The sequence below is a fragment of the Bradyrhizobium cedriense genome (assembly GCF_054602315.1).
This window is the reverse complement of the sequence record NZ_JBTSWB010000003.1, coordinates 939,044-958,562: the sequence shown is the minus strand read 5'-3', so window position 1 is coordinate 958,562 and position 19,519 is coordinate 939,044. Positions and strand designations below refer to the sequence as shown.

Below are 19,519 nucleotides of genomic sequence, written 5' to 3'. Positions count from 1 at the left end.
CGGTAATGCCATCCCTGATTACCTCTGCCGCGGCGCAGCGCGATCAAGCCGCGCTGCAGCAACACCAACGGCTCCGACTTATTCCCAAGCGACGCCGCTTCCTCACAGCCCGTGCACGAGGCGAATTTCCGATCATCAATTTTATTCTCTTTCCGCCCTGCTGGGCTATATGTCGGGCATCCGTCAAATGGGGGCCGGAGCGGGCATATGCCCTGCGAGACCGGCAACAGCAGGGGCTAACCCGTCGGCATGTTCGAAGTGATACTCACCAGGCGCAAGCGGTTTGGCTGGCGATGGCAGGTGTGCGACCAGTCCGGCAAGATATTTGCCGACGGCTTCGAGCGCACCCGGCCGGCCGCCAAGTATCAAGGCGAGCGCGCGTTGTTCTTCCTGTTGTCGCAAGCCTATCTGCACAACCGCTCGGCGGCCTCGAGCGAGGACTAGTGGCGGGGACAGCCTCGTGATCCGGATGGAGCCAACGGGTTACAGCCTCGCTCAGACATCGACGACCAGCTTGCCCTTCGCCGCGTGATCGCGGATCAGCGCATAGGAGTCGGAGACATTCTCCAACGTAAAACTCCTGGGATCGAGCAGCGGCACCAACTTGCCTGTCTCCACCAGTCGCGTCGCCTCCATCATGATCTGCCCATGATGCGCGCGACCTTCGCCCGACAGCAGCGGCAGCAGCGTGAACACGCCGGAATAGGTTGCGGCGCGGAACGAAAGTGGCGCAAGCGCGTGCGTCCCCCAGCCGAGTGCACTCACCACATGCCCGAAGCGGCGCACCGCTTCAAAGGAGGCATCGAGCACCTTGCCGCCGACGGTATCGTAGACGACGTCGAAGCCGCGGCCGCGGGTATGCTGCGCAACGTAGGCTTCGACTGAACTGTCGCGGTCGATGAACACCGCGCCAAGACTTTCGATGGTGGCGCGCTGTGAGGCGGAGCCGGTCGCGAATACTTCCGCTCCGAACGCGCGCGCGATCTGGATAGCGACATGACCGACGCCGCCCGCGCCGCCATGGATCACCACCTTCTGACCGGGCTTCAAGGCGGCGCGGTCGATCAGGCCTTCCCAGGCCGTGATGACGACCAGCGGCAGGGCGGCTGCTTCGCGCATGCTGAGATTGACGGGCTTCACCGCGAGGAGATCGGCGTCGACCGCGGCGAATTCCGCCAGCGATCCCTGTATGCCGCCGACACCTCCTGCCATGCCGTAGACCTCGTCGCCGGGCTCGAACTGCGTCACCTCGCGCCCGGCAAGTTCGACCACGCCGGCGAGATCTATCCCGGGAATCGCAGGCAGCGGATGGCGCGCATGCGCGGCGGCGCCGGCATGGATCTTGGTGTCGAGCGGATTGACCCCGCTGGTGCGCACCCGCACCAGCACCTCGCGCGGGCCGATCTCGGGCGTGGAGAGGGTTGAGAGGCGTAACGGAGCATTATGGGTCTCCAGGACGGCTGCACGCATCGTTGGTCGTCTCGTCATGGTCGTCTTGCTCCCTTGTCTGCCCCTCAATATGCCCATGAATTTTTGCATGAGAAGGAACAAAGGCGTACGATCATCATACATTTCTGTTTGGAAGGATTTCGATGGACTGGAGCGATCTGCGCATCTTTCTCGCGATTGCGCGCGAAGGCACGCTCGGCGCTGCGGCACGGAAAGTCGGCCGGACCCAGCCGACGATGGGTCGGCGGCTTCGCGCGCTCGAAACATCGTTGGGACATGCGCTGTTCCAGCGCACGGCGGATGGCTTCGTGCTGACCGACGAGGGCACGGCTGTGCTTCGCCATGCCGAGCGGATCGAGGACGAAGCCCTCGCGCTGGAGCGCCGTGTGTCCGGTGCGGAAACGCAGCTCGATGGCCTATTGCGTCTGTCGTCGTCGGACTGGTTCGGGACGGTGATGTTGTCGCCGGTGATTGCCGCCTTCGGCAAGCGCCATCCAAAGGTGACGGTGGAACTCCTGACCGATGCGCGGCTCTACAGTCTGCCGCGCCGTGAAGCCGATCTCGTCTTCCGCATCAAGCCATTCAGCGAGCCCGAGGTGATCTCCCGAAAGCTGCTGCACATTCCCTACGCGCTCTATGGCAGGAAGGGCAGCAAACCGCCGCGCGCCGGCGACGGCAACGGTGTCCGAGTCGTGACGATGAATGCCGAGTTCGCCGACATGCCGGACGCTGTCTGGCTGAAGCGCACGCTGCCGAATGCGGACATCGCCTCGCGCAGCAACAACAGACAGGTGCAGGCCGAGCTCTGTGCGAGCGGCGGCGGATTGGCCGTGCTGCCGCGTCCACTCGGCGACCGCGACCGCCGTCTGGTCGAGATCGACATCGGCGCGACTCCGCCGGGCCGCGATACATATGTCGGCTATCATCGCGACATGAGGCGCCTCGCCCGTCTGCGCGCGCTGCTCGATCTCGTGATCGAGCGGCTGGTAGATCGGTCGTCGTAGCTCATCCGAGCCACACGATCCCTTGTGTCGTCTTCGGGCAAAACACCGAAGGCGTCGGTCAAGACGCGCCGGCATCGCCTTCGCACAACCGTCATGGTCTCTAACGCCCACTAACCAACACCTGACTTAAAACCGTCATAATCGCTGAATGGAACCCGCGCCTGCGCGCTTTTTACACGTCGTTAAGCGCGCCTGCATTGGATGCAGCGGCAAAGTGCGTTGGGGACTGCAATGACTGCCGCGAAGAAGACGCCGGGGAAACCGGCCGCCGAAATGTTCGATGACATCCCGGTGCTTCAGCGCAAATGGCGTGCGGCGTTGAAGCCGGGCGAGCGGCTTCCGCGCTACGAGGACGTGATGCTCGGCAGCCTCGGTCGGCTCGCCGATCACATAGCATTGCTCAAGAACGACGGTGTGCTCGAGCTGTCGCGCAGCGGACGCTACGTGCAGAAATGGCTCGGCGAGGAACGCTGGGACATTGCGGTCGCCGAGCTGTCGCCCGATTGCGCCACGGCGCTGTCGGAAACTGCGGCGAGCGCGCTTGCGACCGGACGTCCGTACCAGGCGAGGGCGCATTGCGTGCGCGACGGCATGGTCAGGACCTACGACGTGCTGGCGCTGCCGACGGCCTCGCGCTGGGGCGCCACGCTGGTCGGTACCTACGTCAACGAGCGCGGCGCGCAATACAATCTTCTCGACGCAATCTTCTCCTCGACCGACGACGCGGTGGTCTCGCTGGTGACGATGCGCGATGCCGGCGGCAAGCCGTTCGACCTGCAGGTCGTGCATCACAACAAGAGCGCGGCCGAGCTGCTGGAGGTTGCGGGCGGAAGCCTGTTGTGGCGGCGGATCGGCGAGGGCGGCACGCTGCTGGCCACGCCTGAGGTGTCGGAATTCCTGCTCGAGGCCCTTGCGGGCGGCGGCTGCCAGCAGCTCGAGCTCGAGTGCGATGGGCGCTACCTCAGGCTCAGCGTCACGGCCTTCGCCGACGTGGTCTCGCTGACGATCTCCGACGTCACCGCGCTGAAGCGGCGCGATGCTTCGTTCCGCCTGCTGTTCGACAACAATCCGATGCCGATGTGGGTGTTTGACGCAAAGACCAGGGATTTCCTCAGCGTCAACGACGCCGCGGTCCAGCATTATGGCTACAGCCGCGCCACCTTCCTGCGCATGAAACTGCATGAGATCTGGCCCGAGGACGAGTGGGAGCGCCACGCCGAGGAGCTCGAACGCGTCGGCGATTCCTATCATTCACCGCGCAACTGGCGGCACCTGCGCGCCGACGGCAGCGAGATCGAGGTGCTCACCTTCGGACGCCGCGTCGCCTTCGATGACCGCGACGGCTACCTGGTCGCGGTCGTCGACATCACAGAGCGGCGCAAGGCCGAGGCGCGGATCGCCCACATGGCCCATCATGACGGGCTCACCGATCTGCCGAACCGCGAATATTTCCGGGAGCGGCTGAAGCAGGCGCTCGACCAGGCCGGGGGAAGGCCGGTCGGTGTGCTCTACATCGATCTCGACCTGTTCAAGAACATCAACGATTCGTTCGGGCATCCGGCGGGCGATCGCCTGCTCAAGCAAGTCGCCGAGCGCCTGTCCACCGCGGTCCGCGGCGCCAATCTCGCGGCCCGGCTCGGGGGCGATGAATTCGCCGTCATCCTGGCGGCCGACGTCTCCCCGAACGAATCCAGCGCCTGCGCGACCCTGCTGATCGACATGCTGAAGGCACCCTATGACATCGACGGCCAGGAGATGATGATCGGCGCCAGCATCGGCATCGCGCTCTCGCCGGGTGACGGCACGACGTCCGAGGAGTTGATGCGCAACGCCGACATGGCGCTGTACCGGGCGAAGTCCGACGGCGGCGGCGTGCATCGTTTCTTCGAGCGCGAGATGGACCTGCAGGCGCAGAAGCGCCGCGACATGGAGCTCGACCTGCGCCGCGCGTTTGCCAATGGCGAGTTCGAGCTGCACTACCAGCCGTTGGTGTCGATCGCCTCCGATCGCATCTCGGGATTCGAATCGTTGCTGCGCTGGCGTCACCCGGCCAAGGGCATGATCTCGCCCGCCGAGTTCATCCCGGTCGCCGAAGACATCGGCCTGATCACCCAGCTTGGCGAATGGGTGCTGCGCGAGGCTTGCGCCGAAGCCGTCAAATGGCCTGTCGACATCAAGGTGGCAGTCAATCTGTCGCCGGCGCAATTCCGCAGCCGCAACCTAGTTCAGGTCGTGATCTCGGCCCTGGCGCAATCCGGCCTGTCGCCCAAGCGGCTCGAGCTCGAGATCACCGAATCGATCTTCCTGGCCGAGACCGAGGCCAATCTCGCCATCCTGCATCAGTTGCGCGAGCTCGGCGTCGGCATCTCCATGGATGATTTCGGTACGGGCTATTCCAGCCTGAGCTATCTCCGCAGCTTTCCCTTCGACAAGATCAAGATCGACCGGTCCTTCGTCAAGGATCTGGCGCAGCGGCCCGATTGCAGCGCGATCGTGCGCGCGATCTCAGGGCTCGGGCGCAGCCTCAACATCACCACGACCGCGGAGGGCGTCGAGACCGAGGATCAGCTCGACTGGCTGCGCGCCGAAGGCTGCAACGAGGTGCAAGGCTTCCTGTTCAGCGCGGCGCGACCGGCCGCTGAGATCGGCAAACTGCTCGCCGATTTTGGCCAGCGCGCCTCACGGGCGGCGTAGCCCCTCGGGGTAGCAGTCGTAGACCAGCGCCTTGAACGCAGGCGTGATGCGGCCGCGCTCGCTCTGGGTCTGCTGCATCATGACGTAGACCATGTCGAGCTTGGGATCGACGCCGAAATAGGTGCCGCTGCCGCTGTCCCATTTCAGCTCGCCGAGCGAGCCCGGCGGCGGCGGCTTCGCGTTGCCGGGATCCGTCCGCACCGCAAGGCCGTAGCCATAGCCGAAGCCGTCGCCCGGGAAATAGAAATAGTCGCGTCCGACGCCGGAGCCCGGCCCGATGTGATCCGTCGTCATGGCCTTGAAAGCGGCTTGGCTCAGATAGCGTTTGCCCTCGAACTCGCCGCCGTTGAGCAGCATCTGTGCGAAGCGCTGATAGTCGGTGATGGTCGAGAGCAGCCCTCCGCCGCCGGATTGCCATTCGGGATGGTCGAGACGCTCGCGCTCGCCAGCAAGCAGGATGTAATCGTTCGGCAGCGGCCGTGCCATCCGCGCCAGTTCGTCCTCGGTCGCGAGCACGAATTTGGTGCTGTTCATGCCGAGCGGATCGAAGATGCGCTGTTTCAGGAACTGATACAGCGTCTGTCCCGAGACGATCTCGATGACGCTGCCGAGCACGTCGGTGGAGTGGCCGTAACGCCATAGCGTTCCCGGCTGCCGTGCCAGCGGCAGCTTGGCGATGCGATCGGCGAACTCCCTGTTGTTGAACGGGCCTTCGAAAATATTGGCGGCCTTGTAGGCTTGCTCGACCCATCTGCCGCCGATGTAGTCGTAGCTGATGCCCGAGGTGTGTCGCAGCAGGTCCTCGATGTTGACGGGACGGAGCGGCGGAACGAGGTCGAGCTCCATCTTGCCGTCCGGCCTGGTGATCTCGAGGCCCACCTTGGTGTCGGCGAAGAGGGGGACGTATTTCGACACCGGGTCGGTGAGCGCGAGCCGGCCCTCGTCGATCAGCATCATCGCGCCAAGGCAGGTGATCGGCTTGGTCATGGAGTGGATGGAGAAGATCGTGTCCGGCGTCATGGCAAGGCCGGTCCTGGTGTCGCGCACGCCGAAGGTCTTCAGGTAGACCGGCTTGCCATGCTGCTGAACCAGGATCACAGCGCCCGGCAGCCGGCCGCTTCCCACCTCGTTGTCAAAATACGCCGTGATGCGGTCGAGTCCCTCGGACGAGGGAGCGGGAATAGCGGTAGCACCGCTTCGCGCCATCGAGCCGGCGAGCATCGCGGCACCGACAAGAAATTCACGCCGTCGCATCTGGGCTTCCTCCCTCGCGGGATCAAAGCCGTACAACGTTCGTGGCGTCAACAAGACATCGATCAGAATCGCGTCACGATTTCCGAAAGGAACGGTCGCGGACGGTCCTCGCTGGGCTTGGCCGGCGTGCCGATATGAATGAAGCCGGCGAGTTTCTCGTCCGGCTTGAGGCCGAGCCCGTCGAGCACGTCGCGGTCGAACGAGAACCAGCCGGTGAGCCAGCATGCGCCGTAGCCGAGCGCGGTTGCGGCAGTGACGATGTTCATGGCGCTGGCGCCCGCCGACAATTCCTGCTCGAAGGCCGGCACCTTCGGATGCGGCTTGGTGAAGCTGACGATGCCGATCACCAGCGGTGCATCCATGAGGCGGTTGCGCTCGGTGTCGATATCGGCGGCGGGCGCACCGGGATTCTTGCGGGTGAACACCTTCGCGATCACCTCGCCGGCGCGCTGGCGGGCGTCGCCCTCGAAGATGATGAAGCGCCAGGGCGCGAGCTTGCCATGGTCGGGCACGCGCGCGCCAATCGTGAGGATCGTCTCGAGTTCGGCCGGCGAGGGGCCGGGGCCGGTCATGTCGCGCGGCTTGACAGAGCGGCGGGTTTTCAGGAGTTCGATGGCGTCAGGCACTGCGATATCCTCTTCGGCTGGTCGTCGGGCGTGCCATGCCGAGATAGTCATGCACGCCCACAACCGGAAGCGAATTTAGATCGATTTCAGGATCAGACGCCGCCACGAGCCCGCCGGACATCCGGCGGCGTCGCCTCGTCGACGAGGGCGGCGATTGCCTCGGCCGTCGTCATCACCTTCTGGCCGTCGCTGCCAAGCCGGCGGACCGAGACCGAATGCGTCTCGGCTTCCTTCTTGCCGACCACGAGCAGAGCCGGGATCTTGGCCAGCGAATGCTCGCGGACCTTGTAGTTGATCTTCTCGTTGCGCAGATCGATCTCGACCCGAAGCCCGGCGCGCCGCGCCTGTTCGAGAACCTGCTTGGCGTATTCGTCGCCTTCCGAGGTGATGGTCGTGACCACCGCCTGCACGGGCGAGAGCCAGAGCGGGAAGTTGCCGGCATAGTGCTCGATCAGGATGCCGATGTAGCGTTCCATCGAGCCGCAGATTGCGCGGTGCACCATCACGGGCGGCTTCTTGCCACCGTCGTGGTCGATGTAGAACGCACCGAACCGCTCCGGCAGGTTGAAGTCGACCTGCGTCGTGCCGCACTGCCAGTCGCGCCCGATGGCATCGCGCAGCACGTATTCGAACTTCGGCCCGTAGAAGGCGCCTTCGCCGGGATTGATCTCGGTCTTGATGTGATTGTTCTGCGACTGGATTTCGCGCAGCACGGTCGCCATCACGCGCTCGGCGTGATCCCACATCGCATCGGTGCCGACACGTTTCTCCGGCCGGGTCGAGAGCTTCACCGTGAGATCGCCGGTGAAGCCGAAGTCGGCGTAGGTCGACAGGATGAGATCGTTGATCTTCAGGCACTCCTCGGCGAGCTGGTCCTCGGTGCAGAAGATGTGCGCGTCGTCCTGGGTGAAGCCGCGCACGCGCATCAGGCCGTGCATGGCGCCCGACGGTTCATAGCGATGCACCACGCCGAACTCGGCAAGACGCAGGGGCAGGTCCCGGTAGCTCTTCAGCCCGTGCTTGAAGATCTGCACGTGACCGGGGCAGTTCATCGGCTTGAGCGCAAACCAGCGCTTGTCCTCGGCCTCGTCGCCGGCCGACTGCGCCGCGAACATGTTCTCGCGATACCAGCCCCAATGGCCCGAGGTCTCCCACAGGGCCTTGTCGAGGATCTGCGGCGCATTGACCTCGTTGTAGTCGCCGGTCAGGCGTCGCCGCATATAGGCGATCAGCTGCTGGAAGATGGTCCAGCCCTTCGGATGCCAGAACACCACGCCCGGGCCTTCCTCCTGGAAGTGGAAGAGGTCGAGTTCGCGTCCGAGCTTGCGATGGTCGCGCTTCTCGGCTTCCTCGATCTGCCTGAGGTAGGCGTCGAGATCCTCCTGCTTGGCGAAAGCGGTGCCGTAGATGCGGGTCAGCATCGGGTTGTTTGAATCGCCGCGCCAATAGGCACCAGCCACCTTCATCAGCTTGAATGCGTTGCCGACCTTGCCGGTCGAGGTCATGTGCGGTCCGCGGCAGAGATCGAACCAGTCGCCCTGATAGTAGATCTTGATCGGCTCGTTGCCGGGAATGGCATCGACCAGCTCGACCTTGAAGGCCTCGCCCTTGTCGCGGAACACCTGCTTGGTCTTCTCGCGATCCCAGACCTCCTTCGTGAAGGGTTTGTCGCGCGCGATGATCTCGCGCATCTTCTTCTCGATCGCGGCAAAGTCTTCCGGCGTGAACGGCTCGTTGCGGAAGAAGTCGTAATAGAAGCCGTTCTCGATCACCGGGCCGATGGTGACCTGGGTGCCCGGCCACAGCGTCTGCACGGCTTCGGCGAGCACGTGCGCGCAGTCGTGGCGGATCAGCTCCAGCGCGCGCGGGTCGTCGCGGTTGACGAACTCGATCCTGGCATCGGCTTCGATGGGATCGTCGAGGTCGGCGACGACTCCGTCGAGTGCCATCGCGACCGTGCGCTTGGCGAGCGACGGCGAGATGCCCTTGGCGATGTCGAGGCCGGTGATGCTCTTGTCGTATTCGCGCCGGGCGCCGTCGGGGAACGTAAGGGTGACTTTGGCGGCGGGGGTCACGGGCTTCAGATTCGAGAGGCTGTACTGGAAGCCGGATTCGGATTTGGGCTGGTCGGTCATTGCTTTTCTCCTGAGGCTCACTCCTGCGAACGAGCGCAGGTAAGCGGGAACGAGCGATATATCAGGCGATTCGGCCTGTGCAATCCGGCATTTCCAAGAAAGTGGCGCGCAAAAGCGGGCAGTTCGCCAACTATTTGGCGTTGTGGCCTTTAACTCGTCGCGAGCCGCAGCTACATGCGTTTGCATGGAAAAATCTCCCGCCGCCGGCCGTTTCGCGCCGACCGCGCTGATGCTCGGCAATCTCGTCACCGGCTGCTCGGTACTGGCGCCCGCGGGGATGCTGCCGGAATTGGCAACCGGGCTCGGTGTCAGCATCCATGCGGCCGGGCTTCTGATAACCTTCGGCGCCGTCACGTTGTGCATCGGCTCGCCGCTCACGGCCTGGCTGACCAGTCGCATCGAGCGGCGGATGTTGCTCACGGCGACGCTCGTGGTGCTCGCCTTCGGGAATCTCGCATCGGCCTTTGCGCCCGACTACACCAGCCTCCTCGTCATCCGCCTCGTGATGCTCGCGGTGGGTGCGCTCTACACGCCGCAAGCCGCCGGCACGGCGGCGCTGATCGTGCCCACGGCGCGGCGCGGCAGCACCATTGCGTACATTTTCCTCGGCTGGTCGCTGGCAGCCGCCGTCGGCCTGCCGCTGATCACCTTCATCGCCAGCCGCTATGGCTGGCGCGCGGCCTATGGCGGGATCGGTGCGCTCGGCTGCATCAGCTTCCTGCTGTTGCTGCTGCGTCTGCCGGCGGGCTTGAAGGGCGCTCCGGTGGATCTGAAGACATGGGCCGCGGTCGGCCGCAGCAGGACGATCCTGTTGCTGCTCGCGATCACGATGCTGCAAATGTCGGGACAGTTCGTCGTGTTCACCTACATGGGCCCGCTGCTCAACAGGCTCGCCGGCGCCGGTCCCGATGCGGTCGGCATTGTGTTCGCGCTTTACGGCGTCTGCGGCTTCCTGGGCGTTGTCATCGCGACCCGCATCGTCGACACCTCGGGGCCCTATCGCACCTCGTTGCTGTTCACCTGCCTGCTGTTTGGCGGGATTGCCGGCTGGGCGCTTGGCGCCGGCTCGCTTCTCTTGATGGCGGGCGCGGTCGCGATCTGGGGCCTCGGCTTTGCCTCGACCAATTCGATGCAACAGGTGCGATTGGTCGCCGCCGCGCCGCCGCTGGCATCGGCCACCGTCGCACTCAACACCTCCGTCCTCTATATCGGGCAGGCGGTCGGCTCGGCCATCGGCGGACTGCTCTTCGCCCGCGAGTCCCTGCATACGCTCGGCTTCGTGGCGACGGGTTTCGTCGTGCTGGCGCTGATCCTGGTGGTGCTGACCCGGCCGCGGCCTGCTGCTGCCGCAACCGCCTGAGCGCCGCCTTTTCCCGTGCGCAAGGTGCTTGGCAAACCGCGCGCGAGGGCGCTAGAAGGCCGGTCATGGGGACCAAAGAGAGTTGACTGAAATGAGGATGATTCTGGCGGTTGCCGCGGTGCTCTATTCAGCCTCCGCATTTGCGCAAGCCGACAAGCCCCCGATGGTGGGGGACAAGCCGCTGGTGCAGGTCAAGCCCAAGGGGACAACAGAGGCTGCGGCCAAGCCCGCCGCGGCGGCGAAGGGCAAGCCGCAGTCGATCGCCGTCCGACTTCAGGCCTGCCTCGAGATCGATGACGGCACCAAGGATCGCCTCAACTGCTACGACGCCGTGATCCCGCCGGCCCCGAAGCCGAAGCCGGCGAAAGCCAAGGGTTACGCAGACTGCCGTTTCTTCAAGGAAGAGGACGAGCGGCTGACCTGCTTCAACGGCTTTGCCGAGAGCATTCCGAAGCTGCCCAAGAACTGATCTTCGCGAGCCCAAAGCGCGATGCGCTCCAAGGCTCACCCCCGATCGAACTGGGCAAGTGCGTCTAACGGCCCGATGCGGATGGATTGGTTGAGGCGACGCGCGTAAGCGCGAGCGAGGGCGTCGCCGACATCTTCACCAGCACGTCCTTGAGCGGATCCTGCGTCCAGGCCCGCGTCACGTAATCGCGATGCGTGATGCCTTCGCCGGTCTCGACGAATACCACGCTGCCGGGTTGTAACGGCCCGTCCATGTCCTCGGAGACGCTGATGCCCTTCTGCCGCAGCATGCTCATGAGCTCGCGGTCGCGCCGTGCCGTGTGGCGAGTATAGGAGCTGACGAAGAAACCGGAACGGTGGCTCTCGATCCAGGAGGCGAACTTGTCCATTTCGCCGTAGACGGCGTCGAGCAACACCACGCCGCGGACGCGGTCGCTGATGCCGCCGACCTCCAGGCTCCAGGCCGTCGGCAGGAAGCCGCCGCTGTAGCCGACGATCACGATCGGCATGTTGGCGAAAGCGCGCGCGCTGTTGGGATCGCCGCTGATGCGGGCGAGATGGTCGGCCGATTCCGCCATGAAGCGCTTGAAGCCGCCCGGTTGCCAGAATTTGCCGGCGCTGGAATCGGCGGCATCGACGGCCATCTGCGGTGCAAGGAGCACCGCATTGGCGCCGGAATCGGTGATTTGCTTGGGCACCAGCTGGCGATTGCGTACGTCGCGTTCGAGCGTCGCGCCGTTGCCGTGGAAGAACACCACGATCACGCCCGGCTTGCGCACGTCGAAATGCTCGGGCACGTGCACCAGCACGCGGCTGTCGCTGTAGGTTTCGTCCTGCCAGTAGACGCGCCCCGAATAGCTGCGATGGCCGCGGCGCTCGCCCTTGGAGATGTTCAGGAAGGGCGCATCGGAGGCGGGGTTGTTGCCGAAATAGGGGAAGGCCGAGGACTTCATGCTGACGAGCGTCGTCAGGTCGTCGCGCGGCGGACGCTTGTAGGGGACTTGCGGCTCGAGCGAAGCCACCTTGTAGGGCGCCTGCTCCGCCGGTTGCGGCTGGACGGCGCGCTTGGGCGAGAAGTCCGACATCTGCCGCTGCAGTAAGCTTTCGCTCGCCGAAGGAAAACGTTCCCTGAACTGCGGAGCCGGAAAGCGGTCTTCGAACGTGTCGCCGCTCGTTGCGCGTGGGTTCGAGGTCTGCGAATTGGTTTTGGCGACGACCTGGACATTGGCCTGCGAGTTCGCCGCCAGCGCCGCCGGATCGGGCGCCTTGCCGCATTGAACCAGCATCAGGGACAACGGCGCCAAGGCTGAGATCAGGCCGATCCGGAGCGCGCGACCGCGCGCGCCGGACGTCGTCCGATCGGCACGAAGGTCAGCGCTCAGTCTTGGAACGGCCCCGAACATCCACCCATGATCCCAAGCCACGACATCAAGTCCGTCGGCAATTTCAAGACAATTGAGCCGACTGGCGTTTAGGCGACGTTAAGCGTCCGGATAGACTTCCCCACATCCGGAACGCTCAAAAGGACCATGCAATCGTGTCCTGATTGTGGGGGCGGGGAGTGGGCATTTCCGCCGGCTTGCCCAGGATTATTGGCCAAAGACCATACAAATTGGTGCCGAAATACCCCCTGCCGCTGCCTCATTTAACCCTCGTTAACCCTGCTTGAATTGACTGGATCAATCTGCAGGACGCGTCCACGAGCCGTGACGCCTGAGCTTAAGGACCCCGATGACGGCATCAGATGCGGGACCCGCGCCCTGGATTGGCCGGCTGACCGGGGGAGGGGTCGGGATCTCCGTTCCGGTCGCAACCGCCATCGTCGTGGCCGACATGATCGGGGTCGGCGTCTTCACCAGCCTCGGCTTCCAGGTCAAGGACATCCCGTCCGGCTTCTCGATCCTGCTGCTCTGGACGATCGGCGGCATCGTCGCGCTGTGTGGGGTGTTCGCATACAGCGAATTGGGCGCGATGTTTCCGCGCTCGAGCGGCGAGTACAATTTCCTCGGCCGCGCCTATCATCCGGCTTTCGGCTTTCTCGCCGGCTGGGTCTCGGCGACGGTGGGTTTCGCGGCGCCGGTTGCGCTCGCCGCGATGGCCTTCGGCGAATACGCCAAGTCGGTCATGCCCGATCTGCCGCCGATTCCGCTGGCCATCGGCGTGGTGTGGCTGGTTTCGCTCGTGCAGCTGACCGGGGTCAGGCACTCCGCCATCTTCCAGCTGATCTCGACGATTCTGAAGGTCGTGCTGATCGTCGCGTTCCTGGTCACCGGCTTCGTCATCGGCGTGCCGCAGCAGATCGCCTTCACGCCGCAGCCGGGCGACCTCGCCCATATCGTCAGCGCGCCTTTCGCGATCGGCCTCGTCTTCGTGATGTATTCGTTCTCGGGCTGGAATGCCGCGACCTACATCATCGGCGAGATGAAGGCGCCGCAGCAAAGCCTGCCGCGCGCGCTGCTCGCGGGCACGCTGATCGTGCTCGTGCTGTACGTCGCGCTGAACGCGGTCTTTCTCTATTCCACGCCGGTCAGTGCCCTTGCCGGCCAGCTCGACGTCGCCAGCGTCGCCGGCAGCGCCATCTTCGGCGACCTCGGCGGCCGGATCGTCGGCGCCATGATTTGCGTCGGCCTGATCTCCTCGATCAGCGCGATGATGTGGATCGGGCCGCGCGTGATGATGACGATGGGGGAGGACATTCCGGCCCTGCGCGTGTTTTCGAGGCGCTCGGTCAGCGGCGCGCCGGCCTATGCCGTCCTGTTCCAGCTCGCCATTGCCAACCTGCTGCTGTTCACGCGCAGCTTCGAGGCGGTGCTCGACTTCATCCAGTTCGCGCTGTTGTTCTGCTCGTTCTTCACGGTCGCCGGCGTCATCAAGCTGCGCATCACCGATCCCGACCTGCCGCGGCCCTATCGCGCCTGGGGATACCCGTTCACACCGCTCGTTTTCCTGCTCGTGACCGCGTTCATGATGTATTACCTCTTGACCGAGCGGCCGGTGCAATCGCTCTCGGGGATGTTCGTCATGCTCTCGGGCCTGTTGATTTATGCTGTCTTCCGCAGGCGGCCGGTCGCCGCTGCCGCTTTACCGCATCGCGAATGACATGTTCCGACCCATGAGAATTGCGGCGCTCGCTCTTGCCCTGCTGACCGCGTTCGTCTCGTCCACGCGTGCCGCCGACGTCACCTTCGACGACACCGCGCGCTTCCTTGCAGGCATGCAGCCTTCGGCGGAATCGCCGCTGGTCCCGCTCACTAGGGACCCGGGCTGGCAGCGCCATGCAAAGTTCTTCGACGGTGCGTTCGCTCAGCTCGAGCAGCGGCAGCTCTCCAAGATCCGAAGCTGGGCCGACGTCAACCTCGCTGCGCCCCGGCCGACCATGTTCTACATGTTCAGCGGCCCGGATTTCCTCTACGCCGACGCCTTCTATTCCAAGGCCAATACCTATGTGCTCGGTGCGCTGGAGCCGGTCGGCGCCGTGCCCGATCTGACGCGGCTGCCGCGCGGTTCGGTCGGCGCCGCGCTCTACAACGTCGAGCGCTCGCTGGGCTCGATCCTGAGCTTCTCCTTCTTCATCACCAAGCAGATGAAGGTCGACCTGCGCGCCAACCAGGTGAACGGCACCTTGCCGATCCTCTATGTCTTCCTCGCGCGCTCCGGCAAGACGATCCGCAATGTCGAGATGGTCGCGCTCGACGACAAGGGCGGGGTTCATGTCGGCGACGACACTCCGGGACGGAACGCGACACGCGGCGTCCGCATCACCTTCGCCGGCAGCGATGGGGAAGCGCGCACGCTGTATTATTTCTCGACCGATCTTTCCAATTCCGGCGCGCGCGCGACCGGTTTCCTGAAGTTCTGCGAGACGCTCGGGCCCGGAAACAGCCTGATCAAGAGCGCGTCCTATCTGATGCACTCCGGCAATTTCACCGTCGTGCGCGACTGGCTGCTCGCCAACAGCACCACCATCATCCAGGACGATTCCGGCATTCCGCTTGCGAACTACAACGCACGGCAATGGCGGTTCTTCCCGTTCGGCCGCTATCTCGGTCCGATCGACGAATTCCCCGGCCGCTACCAGGAGCGTTACGCCGAATTGTTCAGGCGCGCCCAGCCGATCGATTTCGGCGTCGGCTATCGCTGGCGGATGCACGAATCGAACTTGCTGCTGTCAGTGAAGGTGCCCGGCAGCGAGACCGCCCCGCCTCCGGAGACAACTTCGGCTGCTGAGCCGGCGCCAAGGCCGGCGCGGCCGAAGCGGCTGCGGCCGCCGGAAACGATCCCGCCGTCGCAGGGGCGTTTCTTCTGGTACCGCTAGGCAGAAGTCGGCGCGTCAAGGGGGCTGGGCGACCCCGTCCAGCACTTCGGCCTTCTGCCGGCCGAGGCTTCGGACCTCGTGCGGCGTCTCGCCTGAAAAATACAAGCAGTCGCCCCTGCCAAGCGTCCGCTCTTCGCGGTCGCGCTTGATCGCGATCTTGCCGTTGTGACGAACGGCAGCTCCTCGCCCGTGCGAGCCCGCGGGGACTCAGCACAAAGAATCCATCATTCTCCGAGTGCGAGCGGTCGCCGGTGGGACCACGCCAAAGGTGTCGCCAAAGGTCGCTTTGCTGACGCCAAGCACGCTCGACCGCGTCCCGTCGCCTATGAGCGCGAGTGCCATCTCATGGTTTGCGTGGCGGGCTCTGATGCCGAGCGGCTGGTGCCGGACCTCTGAGCTACCAATGCACGCTCTGGCTCGGCACGATGAAGGTCGTCGTGCTCGGCTGTATCGCAACGCTTCTCGCCAGATACCAGCCTGAGCCGAGGACAAGCGCGAGCAGTGCGATGATGGCGAGAAGGTCGATGGTTCTGGGATCGTGTCCCCTGTGACCGACAGTCGGACCGGGCCTGAAGTGAAAATGAGGGCTGATTTTCCAGCGCATTGTTGTTTCCTCCCGTGGGAGCATCGAAACAACGCGAGCGGAAAGTGCCGGTTCCTGCCTGGGCAGCGATGCACAAGCTTCGCAGCCTTCATCAGGGTGCATTGACCCCGCGCCAGCGGCCGTAGCGCCAAGGCATATACCAGCGTGCCCCTTTCGGCGCGGCGAGGGGCACGTTGTCGATGCCGGACGTGCCGAAAGGGTGGCAGCGGAGCAGGCGTGCGAGCGTCATCCAGCCGCCCGCCCAAAGGCCGAACCGCTCGATCGCCTCATCGCCATAGACGGAGCAGGTCGGCAGGTGCCGGCAGTTGTAGCCGACCAGGGGTGACAATGTGTGCCGATAGAGCCAGATCAGCGCGCGGCCGAATCTGCGCGGCAGCCGGAGCACGCCGGAACAGGAACAGTGCTCGCATGCTGAATGCTTCATGTGCGCTGTGCTGCGACGTTAAGCGGCGGATTGCCCGGTTCCGGCGCAGGGAACTGTAAGCTGTTGTTTATGCGCCATATTTTGCGTGCTTTTTGGGAGCAGTGCAGCAAGTACCTATGGACGATCTGTATTCCCCCGGATACCATTTTTATGACGCTCGTGTGTAGACTCATTGAAACTACAAGACGGGGCTTGCCTGAATCGCTTTGGGGCTTGGGGAAGGGACCAGTTTGAAACTCCTGACGTCGCTCAAACTTCGCGGCTGGTTGCTGGTGGGAACCGTCGTTTGTGGGGTCGTGATGGCCGGCGCCATCGCGACTTTCGGGTCGTCGGCCCGGGCGGGCAGCACCCTCGAAGAGCGCAAGCTGCCGATGAAGTTCAGCTGGGTCGCCTGCGAGCCGAACTGCCGCGGCTGGGTCAGTGCGGTCGGCATCATCACCGCCGATACGCCCAGGGAATTCGAAGAGTTTTCGCGTGGACGTCAGCTCGGGGGCGCGACCGTTGTGCTCGATTCGAGCGGCGGCTCTGTCAATGACGCGATCACGCTTGGCCGGCGCTTCCGCAATCTCGGGCTTATGACCACGGTCGGCGTGAGTCTCCGCGGTGCAGCATCGACTCGCCCGGCGGTCGCGCCGGAGGCCTATTGCGAATCCATGTGCGTGTTCCTGCTGCTGGCCGGCAAGAAGCGTTACGTGCCGGAAGCGGCCCATGTCCGTGTCCATCAGATCTGGATGGGTGACCGGGCCGACGATGCCAAGGCGGCGAGCTACAGCGCGCAGGATCTGATGATCGTGGAGCGCGACATCGGCCGGCTTGCAAAATACACCTTCGATATGGGCGGCACCGGCGACTTGCTGTCGCTTGCGCTCAGCGTTCCGCCTTGGGAAGACCTGCACGAGCTCGACGCTGGCGAGCTCAAGCTGACCAATCTGGTTACGACCGATCTCGTGTCCGATGTGCTCCCACATATGGATATCTCAGCGCCGGCAATGGCGGAGCTTGCGCCGAAGTCCCAGGCCAGGTTCGGAGCGGAACCGGAGCAGGGGCAGCCTGCGAAGTCGACCAAGACGGCGGAAGCCCTGGTGCCGACGGGCGGCGTTGCCACGCCGCCTGCTGCAACGCAGAAGTAAGCTCTCCGCTCGGTCATTCCGGGGCGTCGCAAGGCGACGAGCCATGAATCCAGATGCTGTGGCGCAATATCCCGGCTTAGTCCTTCGGGCGCCGCAGAGTGACATCGGCTTGGGATCAGCCCTGTGCTGCGGCCGGCTGCTTGATCCCGGCCTTGGCTTTCGCCTCGATCTGGCTGATCGCATCGACCACCGCATCGAAGGTTAGAAGCGTCGAGGCATGGCGCGCCTTGTAGTCGCGGACCGGCTCGAGGAACTTGATCTCCTCCCATTTGCCTTCAGGAGGTGCGCCGTTCTCCTTCAGCATCTTGCGAACGGTTTCGCGTAACTCACGGAGTTCGCTCGCAGTCGAGCCGACCACGTGACTTGCCATGATGGATGAAGAGGCCTGGCCCAAGGCGCACGCCTTCACGTCATGCGCGAAGTCGGTCACGGTATCCCCGTTCATCTTGAGGTCGACCTTCACGGTCGAGCCGCACAGCTTGGAGTGGGCAGTGGCGGAGGCGTCGGGGTCCGACAGCCGCCCGAGGCGCGGAATATTTCCGGCCAGCTCGATGATGCGCTTGTTGTAGATGTCGTTCAGCATGTGATGGAGTCCAGCACTTCCGCACCCGATCGGCCTTGGCGGGCGGCGTTCAGGGTCCTATATAGGGTCGGAACTCGCGGAAAAACAGTCCAGCATTGCGGCGGCGGTGATCCAGAACCGTGGCTCCGACGTTATAGCTTGCGGACGTTTCGCCAGAACTGTTCTCTTCAGGCGTCCGGCGGCTTGGCCGCCCCGTCTGCCGGTGACACTCCGGCCGTTGAGGCCGTCGAACGGAGTCGATATGGACGCTGCAATCAAATCCATCCGCCCCAGCAAGCCTTCCGACCGGCAGCCCGAGAGCCGCCCGGCCGAACTTGATCCTGCCGAATTCCTCGCAGCCGCCGTTCGCGCCGACCAGCCGCGCCCGGCACGCGCCGAGGCGGAAGCCGCGGTGAAGACGCTGCTCGCCTATATCGGCGAGGACACCGAGCGCGAGGGCCTGCTCGATACGCCGCGCCGCGTGGTCGAGGCCTTCGACGAGCTCTACCAGGGTTACCACCAGTGCCCAGCCGAGGTGCTAGACCGCACATTTGGCGAAACCGCCGGCTATGACGATTTCGTCCTGGTGCGTGACATCGAATTCACCTCGCAGTGCGAGCATCACATGATGCCGTTCTACGGCAAGGCCCACATCGCCTATACGCCGGTGGAACGCGTGGTCGGCCTGTCCAAGCTTGCGCGCCTGACCGACATCTTCGCCCGCAGGCTCCAGACCCAGGAGCACCTGACGGCGCAGATCGCCGCCGCCATCGACGAGGTCCTCAAGCCGCGCGGCGTTGCCGTGCTGATCGAGGCCGAGCATACCTGCATGTCGGTGCGCGGCGTCGCCAAGCATGGCGCCTCCACCTTCACCAGCCGCTTCACCGGCATGTTCCGCGACAATCCGGCGGAGCAGGCCCGTTTCCTGTCCCTGGTGCGAGGCCTGCAGCGCTGACCTCGCAAGTGAACTCGCGAGGGTCCTGTGTCCGCTCACTCCCATGAGATCGAGGAAGGCTTGTCCTTCCACCCGCGCTTCGACGCGAGCGGCCTCGTGACGGCCGTCGTGACCGACGTCGCAACCGGCGACGTGCTCATGGTTGCGCACATGAACGAGGAGGCGCTGCGCAGGACGATTGCGACCGGCGATGCCTGGTACTTCAGTCGCTCGCGCAATGCCCTGTGGCGAAAAGGTGAGAGTTCGGGTCAGACCCAGCGCGTCATCGAGATGCGCACTGATTGCGATCAGGATGCGGTCTGGATCCGCGTCGAACAGGTAGGTGCAGCCTGCCACACCGGGCGGCGGTCGTGTTTCTACCGCAAGGTCGAGGCCGAAGGCGGCGGCGCCAGGCTCGTCTTCGCCGATGCGGAGCGGCTGTTCGATCCGAGCGCCGTCTACAAGGAGTAGCTTCCGTCATTCCGGGGCGCGCGGTAGCGCGAGCCCGGAATCCATCGTGATGCATTATCTGCAGCCCGATGGATTCCGGGCTCATTGCT

19 protein-coding genes are annotated in these 19,519 nt (G+C 64.5%); 10 read left to right on the top strand and 9 right to left on the bottom strand.

Features of this window, described 5'->3' with window-relative positions; translation table 11 throughout:
- The first annotated feature begins 249 nt into the window (after window positions 1-249).
- Window positions 250-444, top strand: coding sequence for a hypothetical protein (locus ACYCVF_RS16360; protein WP_061019875.1), 195 nt, complete (start codon window positions 250-252; stop codon window positions 442-444).
- A 51-nt stretch (window positions 445-495) separates the two neighbouring features.
- On the opposite strand, the gene ACYCVF_RS16355 is transcribed toward ACYCVF_RS16360, so the two are convergent.
- The gene (locus ACYCVF_RS16355) at window positions 496-1,470 is read right to left on the bottom strand and encodes a zinc-dependent alcohol dehydrogenase family protein (RefSeq protein WP_459606334.1); all 975 of its coding nucleotides are present in this window, start codon (window positions 1,468-1,470) and stop codon (window positions 496-498) included.
- A gap of 122 nt (window positions 1,471-1,592) precedes the next feature.
- Here ACYCVF_RS16355 and ACYCVF_RS16350 point away from each other — a divergent pair, with 122 nt between their 5' ends.
- Complete coding sequence (locus ACYCVF_RS16350; protein ID WP_459604428.1) at window positions 1,593-2,453, top strand: LysR family transcriptional regulator; 861 nt, start codon at window positions 1,593-1,595, stop codon at window positions 2,451-2,453.
- 231 nt (window positions 2,454-2,684) lie between these two features.
- Complete coding sequence (locus ACYCVF_RS16345; protein WP_459604429.1) at window positions 2,685-5,147, top strand: putative bifunctional diguanylate cyclase/phosphodiesterase; 2,463 nt, start codon at window positions 2,685-2,687, stop codon at window positions 5,145-5,147.
- Here the strand turns inward: ACYCVF_RS16345 and ACYCVF_RS16340 are convergent.
- The 3 genes from ACYCVF_RS16340 to thrS all read right to left on the bottom strand — a co-directional run bounded on the left by ACYCVF_RS16340 (window position 5,133) and on the right by thrS (window position 9,162).
- Window positions 5,133-6,401: a serine hydrolase domain-containing protein gene (locus ACYCVF_RS16340; RefSeq protein WP_459604430.1), complete on the bottom strand. Its 1,269-nt coding sequence runs from the start codon at window positions 6,399-6,401 to the stop codon at window positions 5,133-5,135. The two genes, ACYCVF_RS16345 and ACYCVF_RS16340, sit on opposite strands and share 15 nt — an antisense overlap.
- A gap of 62 nt (window positions 6,402-6,463) precedes the next feature.
- The gene (locus ACYCVF_RS16335) at window positions 6,464-7,027 is read right to left on the bottom strand and encodes a nitroreductase family protein (protein WP_459604431.1); all 564 of its coding nucleotides are present in this window, start codon (window positions 7,025-7,027) and stop codon (window positions 6,464-6,466) included.
- A 92-nt stretch (window positions 7,028-7,119) separates the two neighbouring features.
- A complete protein-coding gene (gene thrS, locus ACYCVF_RS16330; RefSeq protein ID WP_459604432.1) occupies window positions 7,120-9,162 on the bottom strand; it encodes a threonine--tRNA ligase in 2,043 nt (680 codons plus the stop codon).
- 184 nt (window positions 9,163-9,346) lie between these two features.
- Here thrS and ACYCVF_RS16325 point away from each other — a divergent pair, with 184 nt between their 5' ends.
- Together ACYCVF_RS16325 and ACYCVF_RS16320 are read left to right on the top strand one after the other, a co-directional pair.
- The gene (locus ACYCVF_RS16325) at window positions 9,347-10,522 is read left to right on the top strand and encodes an MFS transporter (RefSeq protein WP_459604433.1); all 1,176 of its coding nucleotides are present in this window, start codon (window positions 9,347-9,349) and stop codon (window positions 10,520-10,522) included.
- Window positions 10,523-10,613: 91 nt separating this feature from the next.
- On the top strand, window positions 10,614-10,991 hold the full coding sequence (locus ACYCVF_RS16320; RefSeq protein WP_459604434.1) for a hypothetical protein: 378 nt from the start codon (window positions 10,614-10,616) through the stop codon (window positions 10,989-10,991).
- Window positions 10,992-11,055: 64 nt separating this feature from the next.
- Here the strand turns inward: ACYCVF_RS16320 and ACYCVF_RS16315 are convergent, their stop codons facing one another.
- The gene (locus tag ACYCVF_RS16315; RefSeq protein WP_459604435.1) at window positions 11,056-12,393 is read right to left on the bottom strand and encodes an alpha/beta hydrolase; all 1,338 of its coding nucleotides are present in this window, start codon (window positions 12,391-12,393) and stop codon (window positions 11,056-11,058) included.
- A gap of 328 nt (window positions 12,394-12,721) precedes the next feature.
- Between ACYCVF_RS16315 and ACYCVF_RS16310 the strand changes: the two genes are divergently transcribed.
- Together ACYCVF_RS16310 and ACYCVF_RS16305 are read left to right on the top strand one after the other, a co-directional pair.
- Complete coding sequence (locus ACYCVF_RS16310) at window positions 12,722-14,089, top strand: APC family permease (RefSeq protein ID WP_459604436.1); 1,368 nt, start codon at window positions 12,722-12,724, stop codon at window positions 14,087-14,089.
- Window position 14,090: 1 nt separating this feature from the next.
- Entirely contained in the window at window positions 14,091-15,305 is a 1,215-nt protein-coding gene (locus tag ACYCVF_RS16305) for a hypothetical protein (protein ID WP_459604437.1), read from the top strand.
- Window positions 15,306-15,320: 15 nt separating this feature from the next.
- Here the strand turns inward: ACYCVF_RS16305 and ACYCVF_RS16300 are convergent, their stop codons facing one another.
- From ACYCVF_RS16300 to yidD, 3 genes are all read right to left on the bottom strand, one after another.
- Window positions 15,321-15,455 (bottom strand): cupin domain-containing protein, encoded by a 135-nt coding sequence (locus tag ACYCVF_RS16300; protein WP_459612935.1) that lies wholly within the window; start codon window positions 15,453-15,455, stop codon window positions 15,321-15,323.
- A 247-nt stretch (window positions 15,456-15,702) separates the two neighbouring features.
- Window positions 15,703-15,909: a hypothetical protein gene (locus tag ACYCVF_RS16295; protein WP_459604438.1), complete on the bottom strand. Its 207-nt coding sequence runs from the start codon at window positions 15,907-15,909 to the stop codon at window positions 15,703-15,705.
- A 91-nt stretch (window positions 15,910-16,000) separates the two neighbouring features.
- Window positions 16,001-16,333 carry a membrane protein insertion efficiency factor YidD gene (gene yidD / locus ACYCVF_RS16290; protein WP_459604439.1) on the bottom strand — a complete coding sequence of 111 codons (333 nt, stop codon included), beginning with the start codon at window positions 16,331-16,333 and terminating at the stop codon, window positions 16,001-16,003.
- A gap of 230 nt (window positions 16,334-16,563) precedes the next feature.
- Here yidD and ACYCVF_RS16285 point away from each other — a divergent pair, with 230 nt between their 5' ends.
- Window positions 16,564-17,463 (top strand): COG3904 family protein, encoded by a 900-nt coding sequence (locus ACYCVF_RS16285; RefSeq protein WP_459604440.1) that lies wholly within the window; start codon window positions 16,564-16,566, stop codon window positions 17,461-17,463.
- Between the two features lie 115 nt (window positions 17,464-17,578).
- Here the strand turns inward: ACYCVF_RS16285 and ACYCVF_RS16280 are convergent, their stop codons facing one another.
- On the bottom strand, window positions 17,579-18,046 hold the full coding sequence (locus ACYCVF_RS16280) for an iron-sulfur cluster assembly scaffold protein (RefSeq protein WP_459604441.1): 468 nt from the start codon (window positions 18,044-18,046) through the stop codon (window positions 17,579-17,581).
- A gap of 241 nt (window positions 18,047-18,287) precedes the next feature.
- On the opposite strand from ACYCVF_RS16280, the gene folE reads away from it, so the two are divergent.
- On the top strand, window positions 18,288-18,980 hold the full coding sequence (gene folE, locus ACYCVF_RS16275; RefSeq protein ID WP_459604442.1) for a GTP cyclohydrolase I FolE: 693 nt from the start codon (window positions 18,288-18,290) through the stop codon (window positions 18,978-18,980).
- 27 nt (window positions 18,981-19,007) lie between these two features.
- Complete coding sequence (gene hisI / locus ACYCVF_RS16270) at window positions 19,008-19,430, top strand: phosphoribosyl-AMP cyclohydrolase (protein WP_459604443.1); 423 nt, start codon at window positions 19,008-19,010, stop codon at window positions 19,428-19,430.
- Window positions 19,431-19,519 lie beyond the last annotated feature (89 nt).

Excerpts from the sequence above, each read along its gene's own strand:
- ACYCVF_RS16360 (WP_061019875.1), top strand. The coding sequence starts at position 250 with ATGTTCGAAGTGATACTCACCAGGCGCAAGCGGTTTGGCTGGCGATGG.
- ACYCVF_RS16355 (WP_459606334.1), bottom strand. The coding sequence starts at position 1,470 with ATGCGTGCAGCCGTCCTGGAGACCCATAATGCTCCGTTACGCCTCTCA.
- ACYCVF_RS16350 (WP_459604428.1), top strand. The coding sequence starts at position 1,593 with ATGGACTGGAGCGATCTGCGCATCTTTCTCGCGATTGCGCGCGAAGGC.
- ACYCVF_RS16345 (WP_459604429.1), top strand. The coding sequence starts at position 2,685 with ATGACTGCCGCGAAGAAGACGCCGGGGAAACCGGCCGCCGAAATGTTC.
- ACYCVF_RS16340 (WP_459604430.1), bottom strand. The coding sequence starts at position 6,401 with ATGCGACGGCGTGAATTTCTTGTCGGTGCCGCGATGCTCGCCGGCTCG.
- thrS (WP_459604432.1), bottom strand. The coding sequence starts at position 9,162 with ATGACCGACCAGCCCAAATCCGAATCCGGCTTCCAGTACAGCCTCTCG.
- ACYCVF_RS16325 (WP_459604433.1), top strand. The coding sequence starts at position 9,347 with ATGGAAAAATCTCCCGCCGCCGGCCGTTTCGCGCCGACCGCGCTGATG.
- ACYCVF_RS16320 (WP_459604434.1), top strand. The coding sequence starts at position 10,614 with ATGAGGATGATTCTGGCGGTTGCCGCGGTGCTCTATTCAGCCTCCGCA.
- ACYCVF_RS16315 (WP_459604435.1), bottom strand. The coding sequence starts at position 12,393 with ATGTTCGGGGCCGTTCCAAGACTGAGCGCTGACCTTCGTGCCGATCGG.
- ACYCVF_RS16310 (WP_459604436.1), top strand. The coding sequence starts at position 12,722 with ATGACGGCATCAGATGCGGGACCCGCGCCCTGGATTGGCCGGCTGACC.
- ACYCVF_RS16305 (WP_459604437.1), top strand. The coding sequence starts at position 14,091 with ATGTTCCGACCCATGAGAATTGCGGCGCTCGCTCTTGCCCTGCTGACC.
- ACYCVF_RS16295 (WP_459604438.1), bottom strand. The coding sequence starts at position 15,909 with ATGCGCTGGAAAATCAGCCCTCATTTTCACTTCAGGCCCGGTCCGACT.
- yidD (WP_459604439.1), bottom strand. The coding sequence starts at position 16,333 with ATGAAGCATTCAGCATGCGAGCACTGTTCCTGTTCCGGCGTGCTCCGG.
- ACYCVF_RS16280 (WP_459604441.1), bottom strand. The coding sequence starts at position 18,046 with ATGCTGAACGACATCTACAACAAGCGCATCATCGAGCTGGCCGGAAAT.
- folE (WP_459604442.1), top strand. The coding sequence starts at position 18,288 with ATGGACGCTGCAATCAAATCCATCCGCCCCAGCAAGCCTTCCGACCGG.